At 63.8% G+C, this 20,714-nt stretch carries 20 protein-coding genes; 5 read left to right on the top strand and 15 right to left on the bottom strand.

From position 1 onward, the window contains the following. Window positions 1–14 precede the first annotated feature (14 nt). The 12 genes from AC1D75_RS00435 to AC1D75_RS00380 form a co-directional block, all read right to left on the bottom strand. Complete coding sequence (locus tag AC1D75_RS00435; RefSeq protein WP_495513374.1) at window positions 15–866, bottom strand: SDR family NAD(P)-dependent oxidoreductase; 852 nt, start codon at window positions 864–866, stop codon at window positions 15–17. Continuing rightward, window positions 863–1,768 carry an LLM class F420-dependent oxidoreductase gene (locus AC1D75_RS00430; RefSeq protein ID WP_495513373.1) on the bottom strand — a complete coding sequence of 302 codons (906 nt, stop codon included), beginning with the start codon at window positions 1,766–1,768 and terminating at the stop codon, window positions 863–865. The genes AC1D75_RS00435 and AC1D75_RS00430 overlap by 4 nt, the downstream gene beginning before the upstream one ends. A gap of 45 nt (window positions 1,769–1,813) precedes the next feature. Continuing rightward, window positions 1,814–3,355 (bottom strand): acyl-CoA synthetase, encoded by a 1,542-nt coding sequence (locus tag AC1D75_RS00425; RefSeq protein ID WP_495515930.1) that lies wholly within the window; start codon window positions 3,353–3,355, stop codon window positions 1,814–1,816. A 31-nt stretch (window positions 3,356–3,386) separates the two neighbouring features. After that, window positions 3,387–4,193 (bottom strand): NAD(P)-dependent oxidoreductase, encoded by an 807-nt coding sequence (locus AC1D75_RS00420; protein WP_495515929.1) that lies wholly within the window; start codon window positions 4,191–4,193, stop codon window positions 3,387–3,389. Further along, the gene (locus tag AC1D75_RS00415) at window positions 4,193–5,020 is read right to left on the bottom strand and encodes an NAD(P)-dependent oxidoreductase (protein ID WP_495513372.1); all 828 of its coding nucleotides are present in this window, start codon (window positions 5,018–5,020) and stop codon (window positions 4,193–4,195) included. Before AC1D75_RS00415 ends, AC1D75_RS00420 begins: the two co-directional genes overlap by 1 nt. Before the next feature lie 25 nt (window positions 5,021–5,045). Next, the gene (locus AC1D75_RS00410; protein ID WP_495513371.1) at window positions 5,046–5,957 is read right to left on the bottom strand and encodes an alpha/beta fold hydrolase; all 912 of its coding nucleotides are present in this window, start codon (window positions 5,955–5,957) and stop codon (window positions 5,046–5,048) included. Further along, complete coding sequence (locus AC1D75_RS00405) at window positions 5,954–7,621, bottom strand: thiolase C-terminal domain-containing protein (protein ID WP_495513370.1); 1,668 nt, start codon at window positions 7,619–7,621, stop codon at window positions 5,954–5,956. Before AC1D75_RS00405 ends, AC1D75_RS00410 begins: the two co-directional genes overlap by 4 nt. A gap of 110 nt (window positions 7,622–7,731) precedes the next feature. Then, window positions 7,732–9,096 (bottom strand): cytochrome P450, encoded by a 1,365-nt coding sequence (locus AC1D75_RS00400; RefSeq protein ID WP_495513369.1) that lies wholly within the window; start codon window positions 9,094–9,096, stop codon window positions 7,732–7,734. Between the two features lie 52 nt (window positions 9,097–9,148). Beyond that, on the bottom strand, window positions 9,149–9,343 hold the full coding sequence (locus AC1D75_RS00395) for a ferredoxin (RefSeq protein ID WP_495513368.1): 195 nt from the start codon (window positions 9,341–9,343) through the stop codon (window positions 9,149–9,151). A 52-nt stretch (window positions 9,344–9,395) separates the two neighbouring features. Continuing rightward, a complete protein-coding gene (locus tag AC1D75_RS00390) occupies window positions 9,396–10,256 on the bottom strand; it encodes a mycofactocin-coupled SDR family oxidoreductase (protein WP_495513367.1) in 861 nt (286 codons plus the stop codon). A 72-nt stretch (window positions 10,257–10,328) separates the two neighbouring features. Beyond that, window positions 10,329–11,033 (bottom strand): SDR family NAD(P)-dependent oxidoreductase, encoded by a 705-nt coding sequence (locus tag AC1D75_RS00385; protein ID WP_495515928.1) that lies wholly within the window; start codon window positions 11,031–11,033, stop codon window positions 10,329–10,331. Further along, window positions 11,030–11,836, bottom strand: coding sequence for a TauD/TfdA dioxygenase family protein (locus AC1D75_RS00380; protein ID WP_495513366.1), 807 nt, complete (start codon window positions 11,834–11,836; stop codon window positions 11,030–11,032). The genes AC1D75_RS00385 and AC1D75_RS00380 overlap by 4 nt, the downstream gene beginning before the upstream one ends. Window positions 11,837–12,055: 219 nt before the next feature. Here AC1D75_RS00380 and AC1D75_RS00375 point away from each other — a divergent pair, with 219 nt between their 5' ends. From AC1D75_RS00375 to AC1D75_RS00360, 4 genes are read left to right on the top strand one after another with little or no spacing between them, the layout of a single operon-like run. Beyond that, a complete protein-coding gene (locus tag AC1D75_RS00375) occupies window positions 12,056–13,558 on the top strand; it encodes an aldehyde dehydrogenase family protein (protein ID WP_495513365.1) in 1,503 nt (500 codons plus the stop codon). Beyond that, entirely contained in the window at window positions 13,555–14,760 is a 1,206-nt protein-coding gene (locus AC1D75_RS00370; RefSeq protein ID WP_495513364.1) for a CaiB/BaiF CoA transferase family protein, read from the top strand. Before AC1D75_RS00375 ends, AC1D75_RS00370 begins: the two co-directional genes overlap by 4 nt. A gap of 18 nt (window positions 14,761–14,778) precedes the next feature. After that, window positions 14,779–15,966, top strand: a complete 1,188-nt coding sequence (locus AC1D75_RS00365; RefSeq protein WP_495513363.1) for a Zn-ribbon domain-containing OB-fold protein — start codon at window positions 14,779–14,781, stop codon at window positions 15,964–15,966. Beyond that, the gene (locus AC1D75_RS00360; RefSeq protein WP_495513362.1) at window positions 15,963–17,129 is read left to right on the top strand and encodes a thiolase C-terminal domain-containing protein; all 1,167 of its coding nucleotides are present in this window, start codon (window positions 15,963–15,965) and stop codon (window positions 17,127–17,129) included. Before AC1D75_RS00365 ends, AC1D75_RS00360 begins: the two co-directional genes overlap by 4 nt. 115 nt (window positions 17,130–17,244) lie before the next feature. Here the strand turns inward: AC1D75_RS00360 and AC1D75_RS00355 are convergent, their stop codons facing one another. Together AC1D75_RS00355 and AC1D75_RS00350 are read right to left on the bottom strand one after the other, a co-directional pair. Next, complete coding sequence (locus tag AC1D75_RS00355) at window positions 17,245–18,531, bottom strand: HNH endonuclease signature motif containing protein (protein ID WP_495513361.1); 1,287 nt, start codon at window positions 18,529–18,531, stop codon at window positions 17,245–17,247. 202 nt (window positions 18,532–18,733) lie between these two features. Further along, a complete protein-coding gene (locus tag AC1D75_RS00350) occupies window positions 18,734–19,792 on the bottom strand; it encodes an SDR family oxidoreductase (protein WP_495513360.1) in 1,059 nt (352 codons plus the stop codon). 90 nt (window positions 19,793–19,882) lie between these two features. Between AC1D75_RS00350 and AC1D75_RS00345 the strand changes: the two genes are divergently transcribed. Then, window positions 19,883–20,200: an ArsR/SmtB family transcription factor gene (locus tag AC1D75_RS00345; protein WP_495513359.1), complete on the top strand. Its 318-nt coding sequence runs from the start codon at window positions 19,883–19,885 to the stop codon at window positions 20,198–20,200. Window positions 20,201–20,255: 55 nt separating this feature from the next. On the opposite strand, the gene AC1D75_RS00340 is transcribed toward AC1D75_RS00345, so the two are convergent. Next, on the bottom strand, window positions 20,256–20,693 hold the full coding sequence (locus AC1D75_RS00340; protein WP_495513358.1) for a hypothetical protein: 438 nt from the start codon (window positions 20,691–20,693) through the stop codon (window positions 20,256–20,258). Window positions 20,694–20,714: the final 21 nt, after the last annotated feature.

The raw sequence follows: 20,714 nt of genomic DNA, 5'->3' as shown, positions 1-20,714 counted from the left end.
GATCAGTCCGAGTTCTACTGGTCTATAACCGAAGCCGGGGCGTAGTTCGCCCATCCGTGGTCGGGCCAGTTGAACCATCCCGACGAGGCGAGCGTGCCACCGTCGGGATGCAGTGTCGTTCCGGTGATGTACTCCGACAGTCCGGACGCGAGAAAGACCACGCAGTTCGAGACATCGGTGACATGGCCGACCCGGCCCATCGGGATGGCGATCCGGGCGCCGATCGGCGTGGCCATCGCTGGTGTCCCGCCACCGCCGAGTTTGTCCAGGCTGGGTGTCGGCACAAAATCGGGCGCGATGTTGTTGACCCGGATCCGATCCGGGGCAACCTCCACCGACAAGGTGCGGGCGAACTGTTCGACCGCCGCCTTTGCCGCCGAATACACCGCGAACCCGGGTGCCGCACGGTGCGCCTCGATGGTGGTGATGTTGATGATGCTGCCGCCGCGACCGCCGGCCTGCATCCGTGGGATCGCCAGCGAGCAGGCGTGGAACACGTGGTGAAGGTTGGTGCGCAGGAGTGCGTCCCAGCCTTTCGGTTTGCTTTCGGTGAACGGTGTCCGGAAGGTTCCGCCCACGATGTTCACCAGGGTGTCCAGTTGTCCCCAGCGTTCATCCACAGCTGTGAACAAAGCCGCCAGCGTGTCGGGGTCACGGGCATCACCGTGGTGCACGATGGCCTCGTGGCCGCCGTCGGCGAGAGTCTCACGCAACGCCTCGACGGCGCTGGGATCGATGTCGATGACGGCGATCCGAACACCGTTGGCGACGAGGTCGGCGGCGATACTCTCCCCGAGACCTCCGGCGCCGCCGGTGATCACCGCGACGCTTCCTGCGAGGCGGGCGCGTTCTTCGAACCAGGTCATGACAGGTATGTCGATCCGAAAGCGTCGAGGAACTCGGTTGTCTCGCTGTAGGACCCGGCCGGCGGGTGGGAGACGACGATCCAGGTGACGCCGGCCTTCTCGAGCTCGGCAAAATTCTCGCGGTGACGGTCGGCATCGACGGCGGGAGTTGTCAGTCCATCGGCCTGGTAGGAGTAGAGAACGTCGATCGGTTCGGTGCGCCCGGCGGCCGCGGCGGCGTCCCGCACCTCCGAGATCTTGTCGCCCAGTTCGGAACTGGATCCCAGCGCGGGGGTGCGGGCCGTGGTGCTGAGTTCTGCTCCACCGGACATCGGCATCCAGCCCTGTGCCCGCTCTGCAACGCGGCGGCGGCTCAGTTTGGAGTTGCCGCCGACCCAGATCGGGATCGGATCAGAGACCGGACGGGGCAGGGACCTCACATCACGCGCGTTGAAGTGCTTGCCCTGGTAACTGAATGGCTCGCCACTCCAGTGCAGTGGGAGTACGTCCAGGGCCTCGTCGAACAACTCGTTGCGTTCGTTGATGTCGACACCGAGTGCAAAGAACTCGCTCTTCTGGTACCCGGTGCCCAGGCCCAAGATCAATCGTCCGCCGGACAGCGTGTCCAGTGTCGACGCAGACTTGGCCAGCAACAGCGGATTCCGGTAGGGCGCGACCGCAAGATAGGTCAGGACCTTGATCCGCGTGGTGGCGGCGGCGACAAAGCTCAGCGCAACAAAGGGATCCACCGTCTGATGTCCGCCGGTGGCGAGCCACTTCGCTCCGGGGATCGGATGTTCACTCACCGAGAAACCGTCGAACCCGGCCTGCTCTACCGCAACCGCGACATCGGTCATCGGTCCGGCGGCGAAGAGGTCGGCGTCGGGGCCGCTGGGTTCTGGATAGTGGAAGATGTAGCGCATCGGTCACCTCATGAACTTCTGTTGTGGACTAGCTCGGGTCGTCGGTCAAAGGATGAGGCTGTTGTGCCCGTCCCAGTAACTTTCGCGGAGTCGGCGCTTGTACAACTTGCCGTTCGGGTCACGCGGCAGTTCGGCGACGAAATCGACACTGCGCGGGCACTTGTAGGTGGCGAGTTCTCGTTGACAGTGGGCGATCAGCTCGGCTGCCAACTCGTCGCGGGCGGCATCTGGATCAACCAATTGCACAACGGCCTTGACCGATTCGCCCATCTCGTCATCGGGTACCCCGATGACGGCGACATCGGCGATCGCCGGATGAGATGCCAGGATGTTCTCGGTTTCCTGCGGATAGATGTTCACTCCACCGGAGATGATCATGTGGGCCTTGCGGTCGGTGAGGTACAGATACCCGTCTTCGTCGAGATATCCCATGTCGCCGATGGTCCGCCAGCCGTGGGCGTCCACCGCGGACGCGGTCTTCTCCGGGTCGTTGTGGTACTCGAACGGGCGCCCGCCTTCGAAGTACACATCGCCGGCCTCACCGGCAGGCAGTTCGTTGCCGTGCTCGTCGAGGATGTGGCAGGGCTGCATCGGCCGACCCACCGAACCCGGATGCGCAAGCCACTCGGCGGCCGTGATGGCGGTGGCCCCGACATCTTCGGTACCCGAGTAGTACTCACTGATGATCGGCCCCCACCACTCGAGCATCTGCCGTTTCACCGCGACCGGACATGGTGCGGCCGAATGCATCACACCACGCAGACTCGACACGTCATACCGCTCCCGATCTGCGTCGGGAAGCCGGAGCATCCGGACGAACATGGTGGGTACGAATTGCGCGTCGGTGACGCGGTAGCGCTCGATCAGTTCCAGGCATCGTCGTGAGTCGAAGCTCTCCATCACCACCACGGTTGCTCCGCCACGATGCCATGACATCGAAAAGACCAGGGGCGAGGCGTGATAGAGCGGCGCGGGGGACAGGTACACGACGTTGTCGCCGGAACTGCGATCGATCACGCCCTTGGCGATGAGCACCGGGGCCGACGATGGGTCACCGAATGACTTGCCGTCGACCGGCTTCCGAACCCCTTTGGGACGACCGGTGGTGCCCGATGAGTACAGCATCTCCCGGCCCTCGAGCTCCTTGTCGAGGGGTGCCCCGGAGGTGGCGGCCAGGACGTCCTCGTATGACTCGAAGCCGTCGATCTGCCCGGCGCCGCTGACCTTCGCGCGTAGCCGGGACAGGTCGAGAGCGACGACGACATCGGCGACGGCCTCACTGGCGATCAGTGCCTGCGCGCCGCTGTCGTCGAGGACGTACTGCACCTCGTCGGTACGCAGATGTCGATTGACGGCGGTGTAATAGAGACCAGAACGCTGTGCCGCCCAGGCGATCTCGAGGAACGAGCGAGTGTTCTCCATCAGGATCGCGATGTGGTCACCCGGCTGCAGGCCCCGTTCACGCAGGGCCCGGGCGAATCGGATCGACCGGTCCTCGAGCTGGGCGTACGTGACAACCTCGCCGCTGCGGCCCATCACGATGGCCGGCGCACCCGGTGTCAGTTCGGCGTGATGGCTTGGCGTCATCTGCATACGAAACGGTCCTTACGCGGTCGGATCAGGGTTTGACGGCTCCGAATTGGTCGCCGATCACTTCGTCGATCAGTCCGAGCTGTCCACCGAGTTCAAGGGCGACGGCTCGGACAACGGTTACGTCTTTGCTGACGAACGCGCCCACCGCTTCACTGAACGCGGACACCGATCCGCGGGCCGAAACCCCGTCCAGCGCACGGCTGCTGGAGCTGCCGTGGGGGAGCGAACTGAGCAGGGTGGATTCGTCGACGCCGAGTTCGGCTGCGAGGCGAACTCCTTCACGAAGCAATCCGACCTGCGCCGCGAACAATGCGTTGTTGACCAACTTGACCCGCTGGCCGTTGCCGATGGCCCCGACATGCAGGGCCGGTTCGGCATAGGTCTGCAGGGCCGGACGGATGCGGTCGATGGCCTCGGAGTCGCCACCGAGGAAGACCGTGAGGCCTCCGGCCGCGATGTTGTGTGGACCGCCGCTGACCGGGGCGTCGACGACGTGCACGCCAAAGGGGGTGGCGCGCTCCGTGATCAGCTCTGCAGTGACCGGGCTGCCAGTGGTGTGCAGAACCAGCACCGAGCCCGGCGGCATCGCGGCGATCAACGGACCCTGGAGGCAGATCTCACGCACCTGGTCGTCGGTGAAGACGCAGACGATGACGATCTCGGCATCGAAGCCGACTTCGCTGATGTCGGAGACTGCCTCGGCACCCGCTTCGGTGACGTCATCACGTGCCTGGTCATTGCGGACCAGGGCACGCACCTGATGCTCGCCGCCGACAAGACGCCGGACCATGGGCAGTCCCATCCGGCCGGTGCCGACAAATCCGATACGCATCATGACTCCTGTCGTGGGTGGTTCATCTGGGCCAGCGTGGCGTCGGCCGCGGTCAGGACGGAACCCACGGTCGCGCCTGCGGCCTCGGCGATGTCGGCGACGAGCGTGACGTCCTTGCGGAGCAGTTCTCCGGCGTGCATGGCGATCCGGTCCAGTGACCCCGCGGTGTCGGTGATCCGGTTCAACGCGAAGCTGTTCGACGACCCACGCGCGAGGACCTCGGCGAGCCGGGTGGGGTCGACGCCGAGGGCTTCCCCGAGGGCCAGGGTGCTCGACGCCGTCGACAGGTTCGCGCTGAACAGCAGATTGTTGAGAAGCTTGGTGACCTCGCCGGCTCCGATGCCACCGAGGTGGACCACGGGATCGGCATAGGTCTCGAAGACCGGCCGGACGCGGGCGACGACCTCGTCGTCACCGCCGACCATCACCAGGAGTGTGCCTGCGGCGGCGCCCATGCCACCACCACTGACCGGTGCGTCGACGAACGCGATACCTTGCTGCGCAGCCTTGTCCGCCAGTTCGCGGCAGGTGTCCGGGTGCACCGTCGAGTGCACTGCGATGACGCCACCGGCGCTCATCCCGCGCAGGATGCCCTGCGGCCCGTCGACGACCTCGCGGACGTCGGCGTCGGCGACAACGCAGACGCAGGCCAGATCGCTGGCGGCACCCAATTCGGCGGGGGTACCCGCGAACTTCGCCGCGGTGTCGCCGTACGGCTCGAGCGATTCCGGCCGCCGTGCCCACAATGTGGTCTCGTAACCGGCCTCCACGATCCGGCGGGCCATCGGCCCGCCCTGGCTGCCGAGGCCGATGAATCCGACTCGCATCGATACTCCTTTTGTTCGAAAGTGACTAGTGTCCGGGACGTTTCGCATCGTCGATGCACTCTTCGACAAACGACAGGATGTTCAGGTGGTAGGCCCTCGCGGTGTACCCCAGACTCAGGTTGTGGCCGCCGTCGAATTGTTGTTCAACCACCACCCGGGGGGAGTTGCTGAACAGCGCGCCGATGTCGTGCAACGCGTCGGGATCCTGGCGCCACACGTTCTCGAACTCACCGGAGGTGAAGTGCACCGGAACCCGGACCTGTGCGGCCCTGTCCGGGAACGTGATCGTCGGCCAATCCCGGACCACCTCGTACTCGTACTTGGGGCCTGCTGCCGAAATCGCGGCGCCACCGGATAGTTCTGCCGGATAGAGACGTGCGGGGTTCCAGAGCAGTTCGCGTACTCCGGCACCATCGGGCTTTTTGTCACCGTTGCGTCGGGGCACCAGCACCTTGGCGGCCTGGGGCTGATGCTCGAGACCGGTTCCGGAGACCTCGAGACCCAGGAGGTCTCCTCGTGGGTTGGCGGCAGCCATGCGGACACCCAGCTCGGATCCCACCGAATGGGCCAAGATGAAGGTGCCGGCTCCGCACGGGCGGGTACCGAGATGCGCCTCTATCGCCGCGTAAGCCCAGTCGACACGTTGCTCCGCGGTGGTGAACCGGCCGCCGAATTCGTACGACGCCTCGTAACCCGGACGATCCAGTGCCAGAACGGTATAGCCGTTCGCGGCCCCGGCCCGAAGTAGTGAATGCCGCGGAAACCCGGGGCAGTCGTAATAGGCCGCCTTGGACGCGCCACCGTGCAGCGCGATGATGACACCACGCGGATCAGGCGCAGCCAGAAGCAAACCGGACGAGGGGATGCCGTCGACGTCGACGATCTGTGTGACCGGCACGTCGCCGCATGCGATGGTCGTCGTCTCTGTGATGGTCATTGGGCCGACCTCAAGAGCATCACGCCGCCGGGTGTCAGGCCACCACTGCTGGCGATCGCGGTCTTGGCACCCGGCACCTGGCGGGCACCACCTTCACCGCGTAGCTGGGTGATCGCCTCGGCGATCAGACCCATACCGTGCGTACGTCCATGTGAGAGCTGACCACCATGCGTATTGACGGCGACCTCGCCGCCGATGGCGATGTTCTTGCCGCCGTCGAGGAAGTCTTTCGCCTCGCCAATCTCGCAGAAACCCAGTGCTTCCAGCCATGACAGGCAGTTGAAGCTGAAGCCGTCGTACAGCTGAGCGGTATCGATATCGCTGGGCCGCAACGAGGTTCGTGACCACATGTGGGCCGACGGGCCCAGGACCTGTGGTTCGTGCGTCAACGTGCTCTGGTCCCACTCGATCCGCTCGAGGATCTGGGTGCCCACCGCCTCGACGTACACCGGGGGCTTCGCCAGGTCGGCCGCGGCGTCTTTGGCCGAAACGATGACGGCGATCGACGCATCACAGGGCACGTCACAGTCGTAGAGGCCGAACGGCGTTGTGATGGTGCGGGCCGACAGGTAGTCGTCCATGGTCATCGGGTCGCGGTAGATGGCAGTGGGATTGAGTGCGGCGTTCTTTCGCTGGTTGAGGGCGATCCAGCCGAGCGTCTCGCGGGTGGTGCCGTACCGGTGCATGTGGCGCTGGGCGTTCATCGCCAGCGTGTGCGAGGCGGACATCGCGCCGAACGGCATGATGTAGCCGTTCACCCGACCTCCACCGGCGTGGGAAAGCTTGCCCTGCTTCATCAATTCGCTGTGGGTGGACTCCCACAGGGTCCGGTAACACAGCACGTGGGTGGCAAGTCCGCTGGCCACGGCCATCATCGCGGCGATGACCGATCCGCCGGGACCAAAGGTCTCGATACCGCCGTTGTACCAGGTCGGATGGATACCGAGGGCGGCCTCGACGGACATCACGCCGCCACCTTCACCGAATCCGCCGACATTGCCTGAGCCCGGGTAGCTCGCGATGCCGTCGATGTCGGCCATCGTCAGACCGGCATCTGCGACTGCGCGTTCGCAGGCGGTGATGGTCAGGGCCAGCGGTGAAATCATCAGGCGCCTGCCGATCTCGGACATCCCGACGCCGGTGAGGGCGACCTTGTCCTCGAACTTCTCGGTGGTGGCCATCGGACGGACGTGCTTGTGGAAGTCTTCGGGTTCGATCTCGTCGCGTGGGGCCGCGGCGGGCTGGGCGGCCTGCTCGGCGGCGGGCCGGAACAGCGGGAACCAGACGTCCTCGCGGTTCTCGAAGACGACCTCCATGCGCATGCCGAGTTCGAGGTCGGCAGGGTCGCATTCAACGGTGTTGGTGGTCAGTCGAATACGGGAGTCTTCTTCGAGAGCGACCTGGGCGATCACAAATGGGGTCGGCATGCCCGGCAGCGGGAATCGTTCGTTGACGGTGAACCCGATGAGAGTGGCGTAGCCCGAGACAACCCGGGGTGCGAGCTCCCGCCCGCGGCAATGGCGGCAGACCGGCTGTGGCGGATGGATCAGCGACGAGCAGCTCTGACATTCCTGAATACGTAATGTGCCATCGGAACCCGAAGTCCAGAAGAACTCGTTCTCGCTGGTGAGTGACGGCAGGGGACGTCCTGTCGATTCGGCCACTGTGCCTCCTAGTTGGAACTACGACAGTGACCGCCACGCCTGCATCAGCGTGGCGGCCCCTGTACGCGTTCTTCGTGTTCTGCGCTGTCAGATCGTTTGTGCTGAGCCGACTATCCGGCTGATTGGGCGCGCGCTTTCGCGATGACCGCAGGCTCTGCCAGACGGGTGTCGTCGATCAGCTTCTGCAACCTGACGAGGGTGGCGTCGAAGCCGTCACCGACCCGCTCGCCCGGGGTGAAGTCCGCAGGCAGATGACGCATGCCCTGGATGACACCGATGGTGTCGTAGTGCACGGTCGCCTCCGGATCGCACTTGTAGTCCGGCATCCGGTCGAGAACGGCCAGCAGCATCCGCTTGAAGACGGTCCGGGCGACATTGGAACCGGCGCAGCGATGCAGACCGAGTCCGAAGCTGTAGTGCCGGTTGGCACCACGGTCGAGGATGACCTCGTTGGGGTCGTCGAACACCTCGGGATCGCGGTTGGCCATCGCCCAGGAGAGCCACAACCGGTCGCCCTCCTTGAACTCCTTGCCCTCGATCTCGATGTCCGCGCCGACGGTACGTCCGTCACCGGGGGCCGGGGTGTAGTAGCGCAGGAATTCCTCGGTGGCGGAGTCGAGCAGCTCGTCCCGGTTGTCGCTGAGCGTCTTACGCGCTTCGGGATTCTCCGAGAGCCATTCGAGTGCATGCGCGGTCAGGGCGGTCGTGGTGTCGAAACCGCCGCCGATGAGCAGACCCAGGTTGCCGAAGATCTCCATGTCCGGCAGCGGCTCGCCGTCGATGCGCGCCTCGGCCAGTGCATTGATCAGTCCGGGACGCGGATTCGCCTTGATCTCGGCGAGATTGGTGAACAGGTCGATGCCCATGGTCCGGTGCATCTCGTTGACCCGCGCGATGTCCGGGGAGTCCGGCGGAGTGTAGACGGCGGCGTGCACCGGCTCGTTGTACAGCGTCCACTTCTCGAGCGGGATGCCCATCATGCCCAACGTCAGGACTGCGGGCACGATGTTGGCGAGCTCGTCGACGAAGTCGATCCGCCCCGACTCGATCTTCTCGTCGAGGCAGGCGTGCACGACCTCGTCGATGAACGGGATCCAGGCCTTGACCGCAGCCGGTGACAGGTACGGGTTCAGGACGGCGCGGTAGTTCTTGTGATCGGGATCGTCCATCTCCAGGATGCCGCCACGGATTCCGTTGGCGCGCTCCATGGTCGGGATGGCAATGCCCTTGTAGCCGGACCTGGTGCCGGTGACGTCGTGGTCGGTTGACACCACCGGGCAGCGGGCCAGCTCGAAGACCTCTTTGTTACCCGCGGCAACCCAGTGGCCGCCGTAGGTGTCACTCCACGCAACCGGACACTCCGATTGCATCTTCTCGGTGACGGCCTCGAATTGATCGCGATAGCCGGGGGAATGTCTTTCGAACTGGAAGCGGGGTGTTTTGCGTTCGTCTTGGGTGACGTCCTCAACGGTCATGGGCGCCGTCCTTTCGGGTGTGCGGGGCAGTCGAATACCAGGGAGGGGTGTACTACTCGGTGATGGTGATTGCTCGTTCCGGGCACGATGCGAATGCCTCGCGGACACTCTTTTCGTGCTCCGCCGGTACATCTTCGGTGATCGCCGACGCGTGTCCGTCGATGTCGTTCAGTTCGAACGATTCGGGAGCGATCATCGCGCAGAGCGTGTGTCCCTGGCACTTGTCTGAATCGACCTGCACCTTCACGTGTGTCTCCTCGAGAGTTGTTGTATAGCGGGCTGGGGCTGGGGGTTTCGGATCAGAAGTGAACGCCGTACCACTTCAGGTAACCGCCGCCGTCGACACGCTGCTGCGTGCCGGTGACATAGCGGGATTCGTCTGACGCGAGGAACAGGACCATGTTGCTGATGTCGAGCGGCTCGACGAACGGGATCTTCATGGCCTGCTGCACGCCGAACGCCGGCTCTGCGTCCTCGCGCTTCGGGTGCTCGAGGTCCGGACGGAAGGAACGGTACATCGGTTCGCTCTGCAGCATGTCCGTATTGCAGTTCGTCGGATGAACCACGTTGGCGCGGATGCCTTCCGGGGCGATGTGCAGCGCGAGATTGTGGATGAACTCGGTCAGTGCGCGCTTGGAGTAGACGTAGGCGACTCCGCCCGGATCCTTTCCGGGGACGTCGACCTTGCTGGTGTCCATCAGTGCCGCGGTGGAACCGGTGGCGATGATCGAGGCACCCTCTTTGAGGTGGGGCAGGGCTGCGGTCACCGCGTTGATGGTGCCGACCAGGTTGGTGTTGATGACGTCGGTGAACGACTGCCACCGGGGCTCACCCTTCATGCCGGCGATACCCGCCTGCGCGACAACGATGTCCAGCCGGCCGAGCTCGGCGACACCCTGATCGACCGCAGCTTTCATCTGGGCCGCATCACGGACGTCGGCCTGTACCGTGACGATTCGGCGGTCGTGCTTCTCGACGAGTCTTGCTGTCTCTGCGAGGTCTTCCGGAGTGGCCATCGGGTACCCGATGGTCTCGAAGTCGGTGCAGATGTCGACAGCGATGATGTCGGCGCCCTCTTCGGCGAGACGGACAGCGTGACTGCGCCCCTGCCCTCGTGCTGCTCCCGTGATGAACGCGACTTTGCCCTCTACACGACCCATGATGACTGCCCTTTCGATTTACTTCTGCTGCTGGAACCATCGACAACGGCGGGTGACGCCGGTGCGTACTACCTATGTGTTGCGTCCGCCGTTCACGCCCAGGATCTGGCCGGTGATGTAGCTGGCGTCCTCGGAGATCAGGAATGCACAGGCGGCGGCGATGTCTTCGGGCCGTCCGACCCGGCGTACCGGAGTCCGCAGGATGTGATCTTCGACGGTGCCGCCGAGACGCTTCTGACCTTCGGCGCTCCGCAGGAGCGGGGTGTCGACGAAGCCAGGCGGTACCGCGTTCACGGTGATGCCGACCTGGCCGAGTTCGAGTGCCAGCGACTTGGTCAGTCCGTTGACGGCCGACTTCGACGAGACATACGCGGCCATGTACGGCTGGCCCGAATGTGCGCTCGACGAGGAGATGTTGACGATGCGGCCCCACTTGGCCTTCAGCATGTCCGGCAACGCGGCCTGGATGCAGTGGTAGGTGCCGTGCAGGTTGACTTCGTGGATCTTCTTCCACTCGTCGAAGTCGAGGTCGACGAAGCGGCCGAAGCTGTCGATACCTGCGGCGTTGACCAGTACGGTGACCGGACCAAAGGTGTCGCGCACCTCCGCGAGCGCGGCGTCGATCTGCTCACGGCTGGTGATGTCGACGGTGTACGTGTTCTTTTCTTCGCTCGGCGTCCGATCGAAAGAGGCGACGTTGTAGCCGTCGGCGACCAGGCGCTCGACCACGGCGTGGCCGATCCCGGAGCTACCGCCGGTGACCACTGCAGTTTTCACGCCCATGCTTCAGATCCGCCCATCGTTGTCCGGTGCATCTCCCGCTCGGAGCTGGGGTCGTAAGGCAGCGCACGGTGCAGCATTCCGGTGTTGTCCCAAATGACGACGTCACCGACCTGCCACTCGTGGCTGTAGCTGAAGCGGTCCTGGGTGGTCCAGGTCAACAGCTCGTCGAGCAGTTCGCGGCTTTCGACAGGATCCATTCCGACGATGTACTCGGCGGTGGCACCGATGACCAGCGACTTGCGGCCGTCCTTGCGATCCCAGACCAGTGACGTGTCGTGTGTCTTCTGAGTCCGCCAGCCGGCGAGCACTTCGGGGCTGGGGTCCGGATCGACGAGCCGCTGGGCGGCTTCGAAGCTGTGGTGCACGCGCAGACCTTCGAGACGCTTCTTCTCTGCCTCGGGGAGTGCCTCGTATGCGGCATATGTATTGGAGAAGGCGGTACCGCCGCCGACCATCGCCACATGCTTGCAGGTGAGCATCGTGGCCTTGGACGGGATGTCGTTGCAGGTGTCGTCGATGTGCCAGAAGAGAGTGCCCTTGAGGTACTCGGCCGAGCGGGACTTCTCAGGGTTGAGTGAGACGACAAAGACCTCCTTGCCTGCCGGCGCCTGCACCGGTCCGAGCTTGCGGCTGAACGTGACCTGGTCCTCGTCGCTCAGGTCCAGTCCGCGGATCAGGAGGACACCTCGCCACTTGAGCGCCTCGAGGCACTGGGCGGTCACGATGGGGTCATTCAAGTCTTCTACGCCGTGGACCTGAACGCCGAGGGCGGGGCCGAGGGCTGTTGTCTCAATCACAAGAATCTCCCTTTCTATTTGTGAGAACGATACTCTCGAAATGTAGCAGTCGGCAAGAGTTTGATGCGTTTGGGCTGCGGCTATTGTCCGTTTGCCCGGTCCCGGATGGGGCTGCCTCGGGGTAGGCGTTGCCAGGAAATGTTGCTACAGTCCGTTTAAGACGAATGTGGCGTTGGTCATATTTGAGAATGAAGTTTTCACAGATTTTGAGGAGGCGCAATGCCAGCCCAGGAAACAGTGGCGACCGATGGAGGACTCGACGTGAAAGGTGGCGGAGTCCGCAAACGTCTGCTCATCGGTGGAGAGTTGGTGGCGATGGACAAAGAATTCCCATCGCTGAACCCGGCCACTGAAGAGGTGTACGGCTATGCCCCGGATGCCGGTGTCGACGAGGCGAATGCGGCCATCGCTGCCGCCCGCCAGGCGTTCGACCACACGGACTGGTCCACCAACACCGAGTTCCGCATCAAGTGCCTCGATCAGCTGCACCAGGCGATGCTCGACAACCTCGAGGACCTTCGCGAGCTGACCATGGCCGAGGTCGGTGCCACCCGGATCCTGACCCACGGCAACCAGCTCGAAGCGCCGATCGGCATCGTCAAGTACTACGCGGACCTGCTCCGTACCTACCCGCTCACGGAAGACCTCGGCGAGGTCGAGCTGAACGGCAAGCGTCACCGTCGTTGGGTGGAGAAGGAAGCGGCCGGTGTGGTCTCGGCCATCGCCGCCTACAACTACCCGACCCAGCTCGCACTGGCGAAGCTGGCTCCGTCGCTGGCCGCCGGTTGCACCGTGATCCTGAAGGGTGCCCCCGACACCCCGCTGCTCACGCTGGCGCTCGGCGAACTGATCGCCAACCACACCGACATCCCGGCCGGCGTGGTCAATGTGCTCTCGTCCACGGATATCGCCGTCGGTCAGGTCATGACCACGCACCCCGACGTCGACGTCGTCACGTTCACCGGCTCGACTCCGGTCGGCCGCCAGATCATGTCCGCCGCCGGCGACACCCTCAAGAAGGTGTTCCTGGAGCTCGGTGGCAAGTCGGCCCTGATCGTTCTCGAGGACGCCGACCTGCAGACCGCTGCCCAGTTCGCGGCGTTCAGCATCTGTTCGCATGCCGGTCAGGGCTGTGCGCTGACCACCCGTCTGCTGGTGCCGCGTCACAAGCAGGATGAGATCGTCGCGGCGGTCGCGGCGATGATGGCGCACATCTCCTACGGCGACCCGACCAACCCGAAGATCTACATGGGTCCGCTGATCAGCGAACGTCAGCGCGACAAGGTCGACGGCATGGTGAAGCGGGCCGTCGAAGCCGGCGCGACACTGGCCTTCGGTGGCGAGCCCGTGAGCCCGGGCTACTTCTACAAGCCCACCCTGCTGGCCAATGTCGACCCGTCCAGCGAGATCGCCCAGGACGAGGTCTTCGGACCCGTGCTCGCCGTGATCCCGTTCGATGACGAAGAAGATGCGGTGCGGATCGCCAACGACTCGCAGTTCGGTCTGTCCGGTGGAGTCCTGAGTGCCGATGAGGATCGGGCCATCGCGATCGGTCGCCGGATCCGGACCGGCACCTTCAGCATCAACGGCGGCAACTACTTCACCCCGGACGTCCCGTTCGGTGGTTACAAGCAGTCGGGACTCGGCCGTGAGATGAGTGCTGCCGGCTTCGAAGAGTTCTTGGAGATCAAGGCGTTCGCGGCTCCGGTGGTGAGTGCATGAAGCCACTAGAGGGCATTCGCGTCCTCGAGGTCGCGATGTACGGGTTCGTCCCGTCCGCCGGTGCGGTTCTTTCGGACTGGGGCGCCGAGGTGATCAAGATCGAGCACGCGGTGACGGGCGATCCGCAACGCGGACTGCGCCAGACCGGCACGATGGTCGTCGTGGGCGACCCCAACCCGAACATCGAGCATGCCAACCGTGGCAAGCGGAGTCTGGGCCTGGACATGTCCAAGCCCGAGGGCAAGGAAGTCCTGACCGAGCTGGTCAAGAAGGCAGATGTCTTCCTGACCAGTTTCCTGCCCGACCACCGTGCCAAGTTCGGGATCGACGTCGACGACATCCGGGCGATCAACCCGAAGATCATCTACGCCCGTGGCAGTGCGTTGGGTCCGCGCGGGCAGGAGTCCGATCGGGGCGGCTACGACATGACCGCCTTCTGGTGCCGTGCCGGTACGGCCGCAACCATCACGCCTCCGGGGACCGAGGGCATGATCGCTCCTCCGGGACCGGCCTACGGCGACACGATCTCCGGGACCAACCTGGCCGGTGGCGTCGCTGCCGCGTTGCTCAAACGTGAGCGGACCGGTGAACCGTCGGTGGTGGATGTGTCGCTCTTGGGCAGTGGCCTGTGGGCGATGGGCCATGGCGTCGCATTGTCGGCTCATCTGAAGGAGCCGATGGTCGCACCGGTTCCGGGTGTGCACGGTTCGCCGGTGAATCCGCTGACCGGTGTGTACGAGACGGCCGATGGCCGGTACATCTCGTTCATCATGATGCAGCCGTCGAAGTTCTGGGCGGATGTCTGCCGGCATATCGACCGGCCGGAACTCATCGACGATCCGCGATTCGGCACGGGCAAGGACATCTCCGCCAATACCGAGGCCGCGGTGGCGATCCTGCGTGAGGCGATCAAGGGTCGCACGCTCGAAGAGTGGACCGTCCGCTTCGGAACGCTCGCCGGTCCGTGGGCTCCGGTGCAGGATTCGCTGCAGGTGTCGTCCGACGCGCAGGTCCGGGCCAATGACTACCTCGTCCAGGCCGGTGAGATCGAATTGGTCTCCACTCCGGTGCAATTCGACGTGGAAGCCACGCAAACCACTGCGGCCCCGGAGTTCGCCGCTCACACCGATGAGATCCTCCAGGAAATCGGACTCGACTGGGATCGCATCATCGAACTGAAGACCGCCGGCGCGGTCACCTAGGTAAATCGGGAGATCAACATGCCTTACATCGCCTCTATCGGAACGTACCTGCCGCCGTGGGGTACCTCGGAACATCGCATCGCCGGTGACGATGAGGATGCCATCACGATGGCGGTGGAGGCGGGGCGGGCAGCACTGTCCAAAGGGGGTGCGGTCGACTCGGTTGTCCTTGTCACCCGTGACCTCCCTTTGCTCGAAAGCAGTAATGCTGCAGTGCTTCTCGCCGGGCTTGATCTCGATCCCGAGCTCGAGGTGACCGAGCGTCTCGGTGGCGCGCCGGCAACGCTTGATGCGTTGAGCTCGGCGCGCCAGCGAACGCTGGTCATCGGTGTGGATCTCGATCCGGCCGGAGCGGCTGCCGCGCTGACCTCCGATTGTGGTCTGCACGTACGTACGTCGGCCCGGGTGGCGCGCAGCCTCCCGGTCCGCACACGCAATTCCACCGGCGTGATCCATGACTACGGTGATCCGCGACTGCTGCACGATCGCGGTCTGGTTGCCTCGCTGGCCGCGGCATGGCTGGATCATCCGACAGCCGTTGCCGGCGTTGACCACAAGCACGCAACCGAACTGAGCCCCGGATTCTCGGCACACCTGCCGACGGTGGGTGCCAGTTCAGGTCTGTTCGCCCTCGCGGCGATGGCCGAGTCGGAGACGACCGGTCCTTTGGCGGCCGTTGAACAGGCGAGCCTTTCCGGCATCACAGTTGCGGCCGGGTCGGTGGCACTTCACCGCCGTGAGCCAACTGCCCGGCCCAAGATCGAGACAACGTACATCCCAGGGAACGAGATCCCGATCTCGCTGGCGGCGTATGAACGGGCCTTCGAGGCGAAAGTGCGTTGGGAGGCAGGCAGACATGCTGGTTCCGACCAGCTCGACTTCCCGCCTCGCTACCAGGTCTCCGACGATTCTGCCTTGCAGACCGACTACGAACACGTACCGCTGCCGCGGACCGGAACCGTCTACACAGGTGTCACGGTGTATGTGCCGGTGCCAGGTCTGAAGACGCCGTATTCACTGGTGATCGTCGAGCTCGAAGACGTGAATGTGCGAGCACTGGTGAAGGTGACAGGCGCGGATCCCGGTTCTGTGGGGATCGGTGATCGCGGACGATTGGCTCTGCGCCGGGTGGCCATGCGGTCGGGAGTTCCCGACTACGGCTACGCATTTGAACCAGAACTTGTTGTGGAAGGAGCAGCGGTATGAGGAAGGTTGCAGTTGTCGGCGCGGGTATGACCCCGTTCGCCGAACACTTCGCTCACGGAATCAAGGACCTGCTGCCGATGGCCTACGCCGAGGCGGCGGCCAGTGTTGACAAGGGCATCAACAAGAACGACCTGCAGGCCGCCTGGTTCGGTGCGATGGGTACCACCGACGGCTTCCCGTCCGGCATCCTTGCCGATTCCCTCGGCCTGCCCGACATCCCGGTCACACGTATCGAGAACTCCTGTGCCACCGGCAATGACGCGGTCCGTAATGCGTTGTACGGCATTGCCTCCGGCGCGTTCGACGTCGCACTGGTGATGGGTGCCGACAAGCTCCGCGAGACGGCCTCCAAGGACATGCTCTGGGAGTGGGAGGCGACGTCGCGGGACATGGCGTGGGACTACCCGCTCGGTCTTGTTGCCCCCGCGGGATTCGCCCTGCACGTGAGCCGCTACCTCCACGAGTCGCCCGCGACCCGCGAACACATGGCGATGGTCGCGGTGAAGAACCACCGCCAGGGTGTGAACAATCCCAAGGCGCGCTTGCGATTCGAGATCACCATGGAGCAGGCACTCGAGGCCCCAACGGTGGTGACTCCGTTTGGTCTCTACGACTGCGCGCCTCAGAGTGACGGCGCTGCCGCGTTGATCCTGGTCTCCGAAGACGTCGTCGACCGTTACACCGACCGGCCCGTGTGGGTCCGCGGTGTCGGTCTCGGGCTGGATTCGGTGATGCACCAGCACAAGACAGATATGACGACGTTCCCGGCCACGGTTCGTGCGGCCAAGCAGGCGTTCTCCATGGCCGGGATGACACCGGCCGACGTCGACGTCGCCGAGCTGCATGACTTCTTCACCGGCGTCGAGATCATGAGCTACGAGGATCTGGGCTTCGCTGACCGGTTCGAGGGCTACAAGCTGCTCGAGGCCGGCGACACCTCCGTCGGTGGTTCGATGCCGGTGAATCCCAGTGGAGGCCTGAAGTCGAAAGGCCATCCGCCGGGCGCCACCGGTGTGGCGCAGTGTGTCGAGTTGTTCGACCAGCTGCGCGGCAACGCCATCAATCAGGTGGACGGTGCCAAGGTCGGCCTGGCACACAACCTCGGTGGACCCACCGCCGTTGCCGCCGTGACGATCCTCGAGGGACCAGACTCGTCCCGTTAGGTGTCGGCCACCACGCTGTGAAGTTGTCAAAGAGCTTGCAGTGCAGAGCCATCTGCGCTGCTTGGGGTACTTGGAATATGCCGTCATGAGGTCTGGCGGTCCGGGCTTGGTCGTTCTAGGCGGCGATGGGCTCGGAGGTCAGGGTGCGGCGGGCATGCGATCTCAGCGGTGTCTTGCTCGCGTCGTCGGGTGACACAAACCAGGGGTGTCCGTCGTGGCCGATGAAGACTGTCCACCTGCGGTGGTGAATGTATCGGTGATGTCGCCGGCACAACAGAACGGTGTTGGTCAGGCTGGTGGTTCCGCCGTTGCGCCAGAAGTCGATGTGGTGGGCATCGGTGTAGCCGGCGGGGCAGCCGCAGCCTGGGAATGCGCAGCCGTGGTCTCGGGCGATCAGTGCTTTGCGGATCGCCGGGGTTACGGTGCGGTGCTCGCGTCCGACATCGAGCGGTACGGAATTGTTGTCGAGCAGGATTTTGGTGATGACTGAATCACAGGCGACCATCTGCGCGGTGGGTGCTGAGGCCGGTCCGGTCCATTCGAATGCAGGCGCTATTGCCGTTGGTGTGGCGTTGCCGAGTCCGCGCAGCTGTAGCGCTTGGAGGTATTCGGCTGTCACTGTCACCGTCACGTGGGGTTTCACACCGCCGCTGCTGGGCCGGTTTTCTTGTCCGAGATAGGAATCCAACAGTCGTTCCAGGGCGTCGGCCCGGATTTGGGCGTTGTTACGTGGGTCTGGTGATCCGTCTGGTTCGGGTACTGGTGTGGATAGTGGTTTCAACGCGACGGCAAGTTTCTCGCCCACGAGGTTGTCCAGGTCGAACACTCCGTGGGTGCGGCCGTCGTCGCCAGTCGTGAACGAGAACTCATTCAGATCGTGATTCTCGGCATCGGGGACTTCTTTGTCCGGCGGCGACAACACGATCGCCATATGCCGAGCCCGCGCAGAGACCGCGGCCGGTGTCGCCAACAGCGCTTCGGTCAGGAGTCCACGCACACAATCGGTACGATCAATGTCGGGTAGGTCAGGGTTTCGCCGTTCAATGTGGTTCAGCCCCTTCACGATAGAGTCGACATGCTCACCCGATAGTGCTCCGTCCACACCATAGGCCGCCACCGACGGAATGGCACCGAGCGCCTTGCCCACCCGTACGTAGCGATGGGCCGCCACCGGCGCCATCCCTTCCTTCTGTAGCAACCTCGCGGTGGATCGCTCGCCTGACTTCTGCGCCAACCCACGCTGATCGACTTCACCGACCAGCCGAAAAAGTATCTGCTCCACAACATGATTGAGTCGAATAACCGCCACCGTGTGTGATGACACTTGTGCATCATCCCCGGCGACCAAAGCCGCATCCCCTGCCAGATCAGACAATCTGGCGAACATTCCCCCGAAGTCCATGACTCAATCATACGGAGCAAATCCTGTTCGCACAAGCTTTCGAACAATCCAATAATGTTCCACTGCAATACCTTTCGCGATCCTCAGGTTCACGACCGGCCAGTCTATCGAAGTGGTCTGACAAGGAGTGGTGTCCCTGGCCGGGCTGCTTTCTGGGCGCGAGTCGATGTGGGGACGGGCGACGAACCTGTACTGCTGGTTGTCAGGGGATTATCTTGCGAGTTCGGAGGTCGGTGAAGATCTCTAGGAACATTGCTTCGGTGTCGACGTAGCGGTGGAACCCGAACCGTCGTGCTTTCGATCCATCGGCGAAAAAGTCGTAGTCCCAACCGAATACGAAGTCGCCGAACTCCCACGATGAGACGTCGGAGTACGGGGTTTGAGCCAGTTTGTGTTCCCTGACGAGCTCGTCCCATACCGGCTCTTTGTCTGCCATTGCCACAGCCATCGACATCGGGAGTGGGGGCGCGACATCCATGTCGAAGAACGCCGCGATCTTGGGCCACATCTCCTGCCAGCGAAAGAGATCGCCGTTGTTGATGTTGAACGCTTGATTGGCGCAGCCGGGGCTGGTGGCGGCCCAGGCCGTTGCTTCGGCGAGTAGCCCGGCGTCGGTCATCTCGATCAAGCTGGTGTACGCACCGGGCTTTCCGGGGAAGCGCAGCGGGACGCCCAACTTCTTCGAGATGGTCGCGTAGACGGCGATGACCAGTGCGAGGTTCATCGGGTTGCCCAGTGCGAATCCGGATACCGCGGATGGTCTGATCGCTGACCAGGTCCAGCTCTTACCTGCTTGTCGGTGTTCGAGGAACTGCTGCTGGTCGACGTTGAACTCCGGCGGCATGTGCGGCGGATCGCTCTCGCGGGCAGGTGTTTTGAACGGTCCGAGATGGGCCCCATAGACCTTGTATCCCTGCATCAGGCTGACGTGCTCGAGTCCACGCGCGATCGGTTCGATGGCGTCGAGAGTGTTGACCAGCATCGCCAGGTTGGGCGCTACCAGCTCGGCCCAGGTCGGGCGGTCCTGATAGGCGGCGTAGAAGACGTGCGTGACCGAGTCGAGTCCGCTCAGTGCAGCCGTGGTCTGGGATGGATCGAGCAGGTCGACTGCGATGTGTTTCACCGGTCCGGAGTCCGTGCCGCCTCGCCGAGAAAGTCCGATGATGTCCCATTCGCCGGTTGCTGCGAGGTGGTCGATCAGGTTTCCACCGATCACACCCCGGGCTCCGACCACGAGCGCCACTTTGTTGTTCTGCGTCATCCCGACCTCCATTGGTATATCGCGATGTTGCGATATGGCTAGTCAACCACATGTATCGGGATATTGCGATCTAACGGTAGGCTGTTCCATGTGGACGAAGCATCGACGGGTACGGCATGGGATTCAGCGTTCAAGGCGCTGTCGAATCCCGCGCGTGTGCAGATCCTGCAGTGGCTGAAGGACCCGGGTAGCTTTCCCCCTCAGCTCGCGCCTGCCGAGGAGATCGGAGTGTGCCTCAAGCACATTCAGGCGAGGGCGAAGGTATCGCAATCCACGGCGTCGCAGTACATGGCCGCACTCCATGCGGCTGATCTGGTGACCACCACACGGATCGGCCAATGGACGCACTACAAGCGAAACGAGCAACAGATCGCGAGGCTTGCCGCGTTCATCGAGCAGGGGTTGTGAGAACTTCCGCACGGTCAACAGTCCGATTGCACGCTCGTCGGGAGTCCGGCAAGTGTTACTGGATGCCGCTTCGGATCTGTCTGAGCATGCGTTTGACGATCAGTCCGTGTGTTCCGGAGCTGATGACGAACCGTCGATAGCCCCAGCCGAGCACTCCAGGAAATGTCGCATAGGAGCGGGCGCTGACCACTGAGCCATCCGCGTCGCCGCTCACCGTGAAGCGCAATAGATAGCGGGAGAAGCGGTGGCGACCGGCCAGCGTGATGTGGTCGCCCGGTACGGATTCGGTCACCGCGAATCCGGGGATCGTGGCGCCGACATCGGGGATCGTGCCCGAAGCACGCCGCGGATCGGTACCCACCAGACGCGCGAACCGGGTGTTGGTGCCGAGTTGTGTGCGGGCAATCCAGGCAGTCAGTGCTTCCCAGGCTGTCGACACGGGTGCGTCAATGGGCAACCGGTGTTCGTCGATCAAAGGCAGATCTGTGTCCATCGGGCGGTCCTTGCGATGGGG

The organism is Williamsia sp. Y712 (assembly GCF_059445525.1).
Note: the sequence above shows the minus strand (reverse complement) of the source record. Positions and strands in the feature narration are given on the sequence as shown.

Coding starts and splice junctions, on each gene's coding strand:
- AC1D75_RS00435 (WP_495513374.1), bottom strand. CDS start 866: ATGACCTGGTTCGAAGAACGCGCCCGCCTCGCAGGAAGCGTCGCGGTG.
- AC1D75_RS00430 (WP_495513373.1), bottom strand. CDS start 1,768: ATGCGCTACATCTTCCACTATCCAGAACCCAGCGGCCCCGACGCCGAC.
- AC1D75_RS00425 (WP_495515930.1), bottom strand. CDS start 3,355: ATGACGCCAAGCCATCACGCCGAACTGACACCGGGTGCGCCGGCCATC.
- AC1D75_RS00420 (WP_495515929.1), bottom strand. CDS start 4,193: ATGCGTATCGGATTTGTCGGCACCGGCCGGATGGGACTGCCCATGGTC.
- AC1D75_RS00415 (WP_495513372.1), bottom strand. CDS start 5,020: ATGCGAGTCGGATTCATCGGCCTCGGCAGCCAGGGCGGGCCGATGGCC.
- AC1D75_RS00410 (WP_495513371.1), bottom strand. CDS start 5,957: ATGACCATCACAGAGACGACGACCATCGCATGCGGCGACGTGCCGGTC.
- AC1D75_RS00400 (WP_495513369.1), bottom strand. CDS start 9,096: ATGACCGTTGAGGACGTCACCCAAGACGAACGCAAAACACCCCGCTTC.
- AC1D75_RS00390 (WP_495513367.1), bottom strand. CDS start 10,256: ATGGGTCGTGTAGAGGGCAAAGTCGCGTTCATCACGGGAGCAGCACGA.
- AC1D75_RS00375 (WP_495513365.1), top strand. CDS start 12,056: ATGCCAGCCCAGGAAACAGTGGCGACCGATGGAGGACTCGACGTGAAA.
- AC1D75_RS00370 (WP_495513364.1), top strand. CDS start 13,555: ATGAAGCCACTAGAGGGCATTCGCGTCCTCGAGGTCGCGATGTACGGG.
- AC1D75_RS00365 (WP_495513363.1), top strand. CDS start 14,779: ATGCCTTACATCGCCTCTATCGGAACGTACCTGCCGCCGTGGGGTACC.
- AC1D75_RS00360 (WP_495513362.1), top strand. CDS start 15,963: ATGAGGAAGGTTGCAGTTGTCGGCGCGGGTATGACCCCGTTCGCCGAA.
- AC1D75_RS00355 (WP_495513361.1), bottom strand. CDS start 18,531: ATGGACTTCGGGGGAATGTTCGCCAGATTGTCTGATCTGGCAGGGGAT.
- AC1D75_RS00350 (WP_495513360.1), bottom strand. CDS start 19,792: ATGACGCAGAACAACAAAGTGGCGCTCGTGGTCGGAGCCCGGGGTGTG.
- AC1D75_RS00340 (WP_495513358.1), bottom strand. CDS start 20,693: ATGGACACAGATCTGCCTTTGATCGACGAACACCGGTTGCCCATTGAC.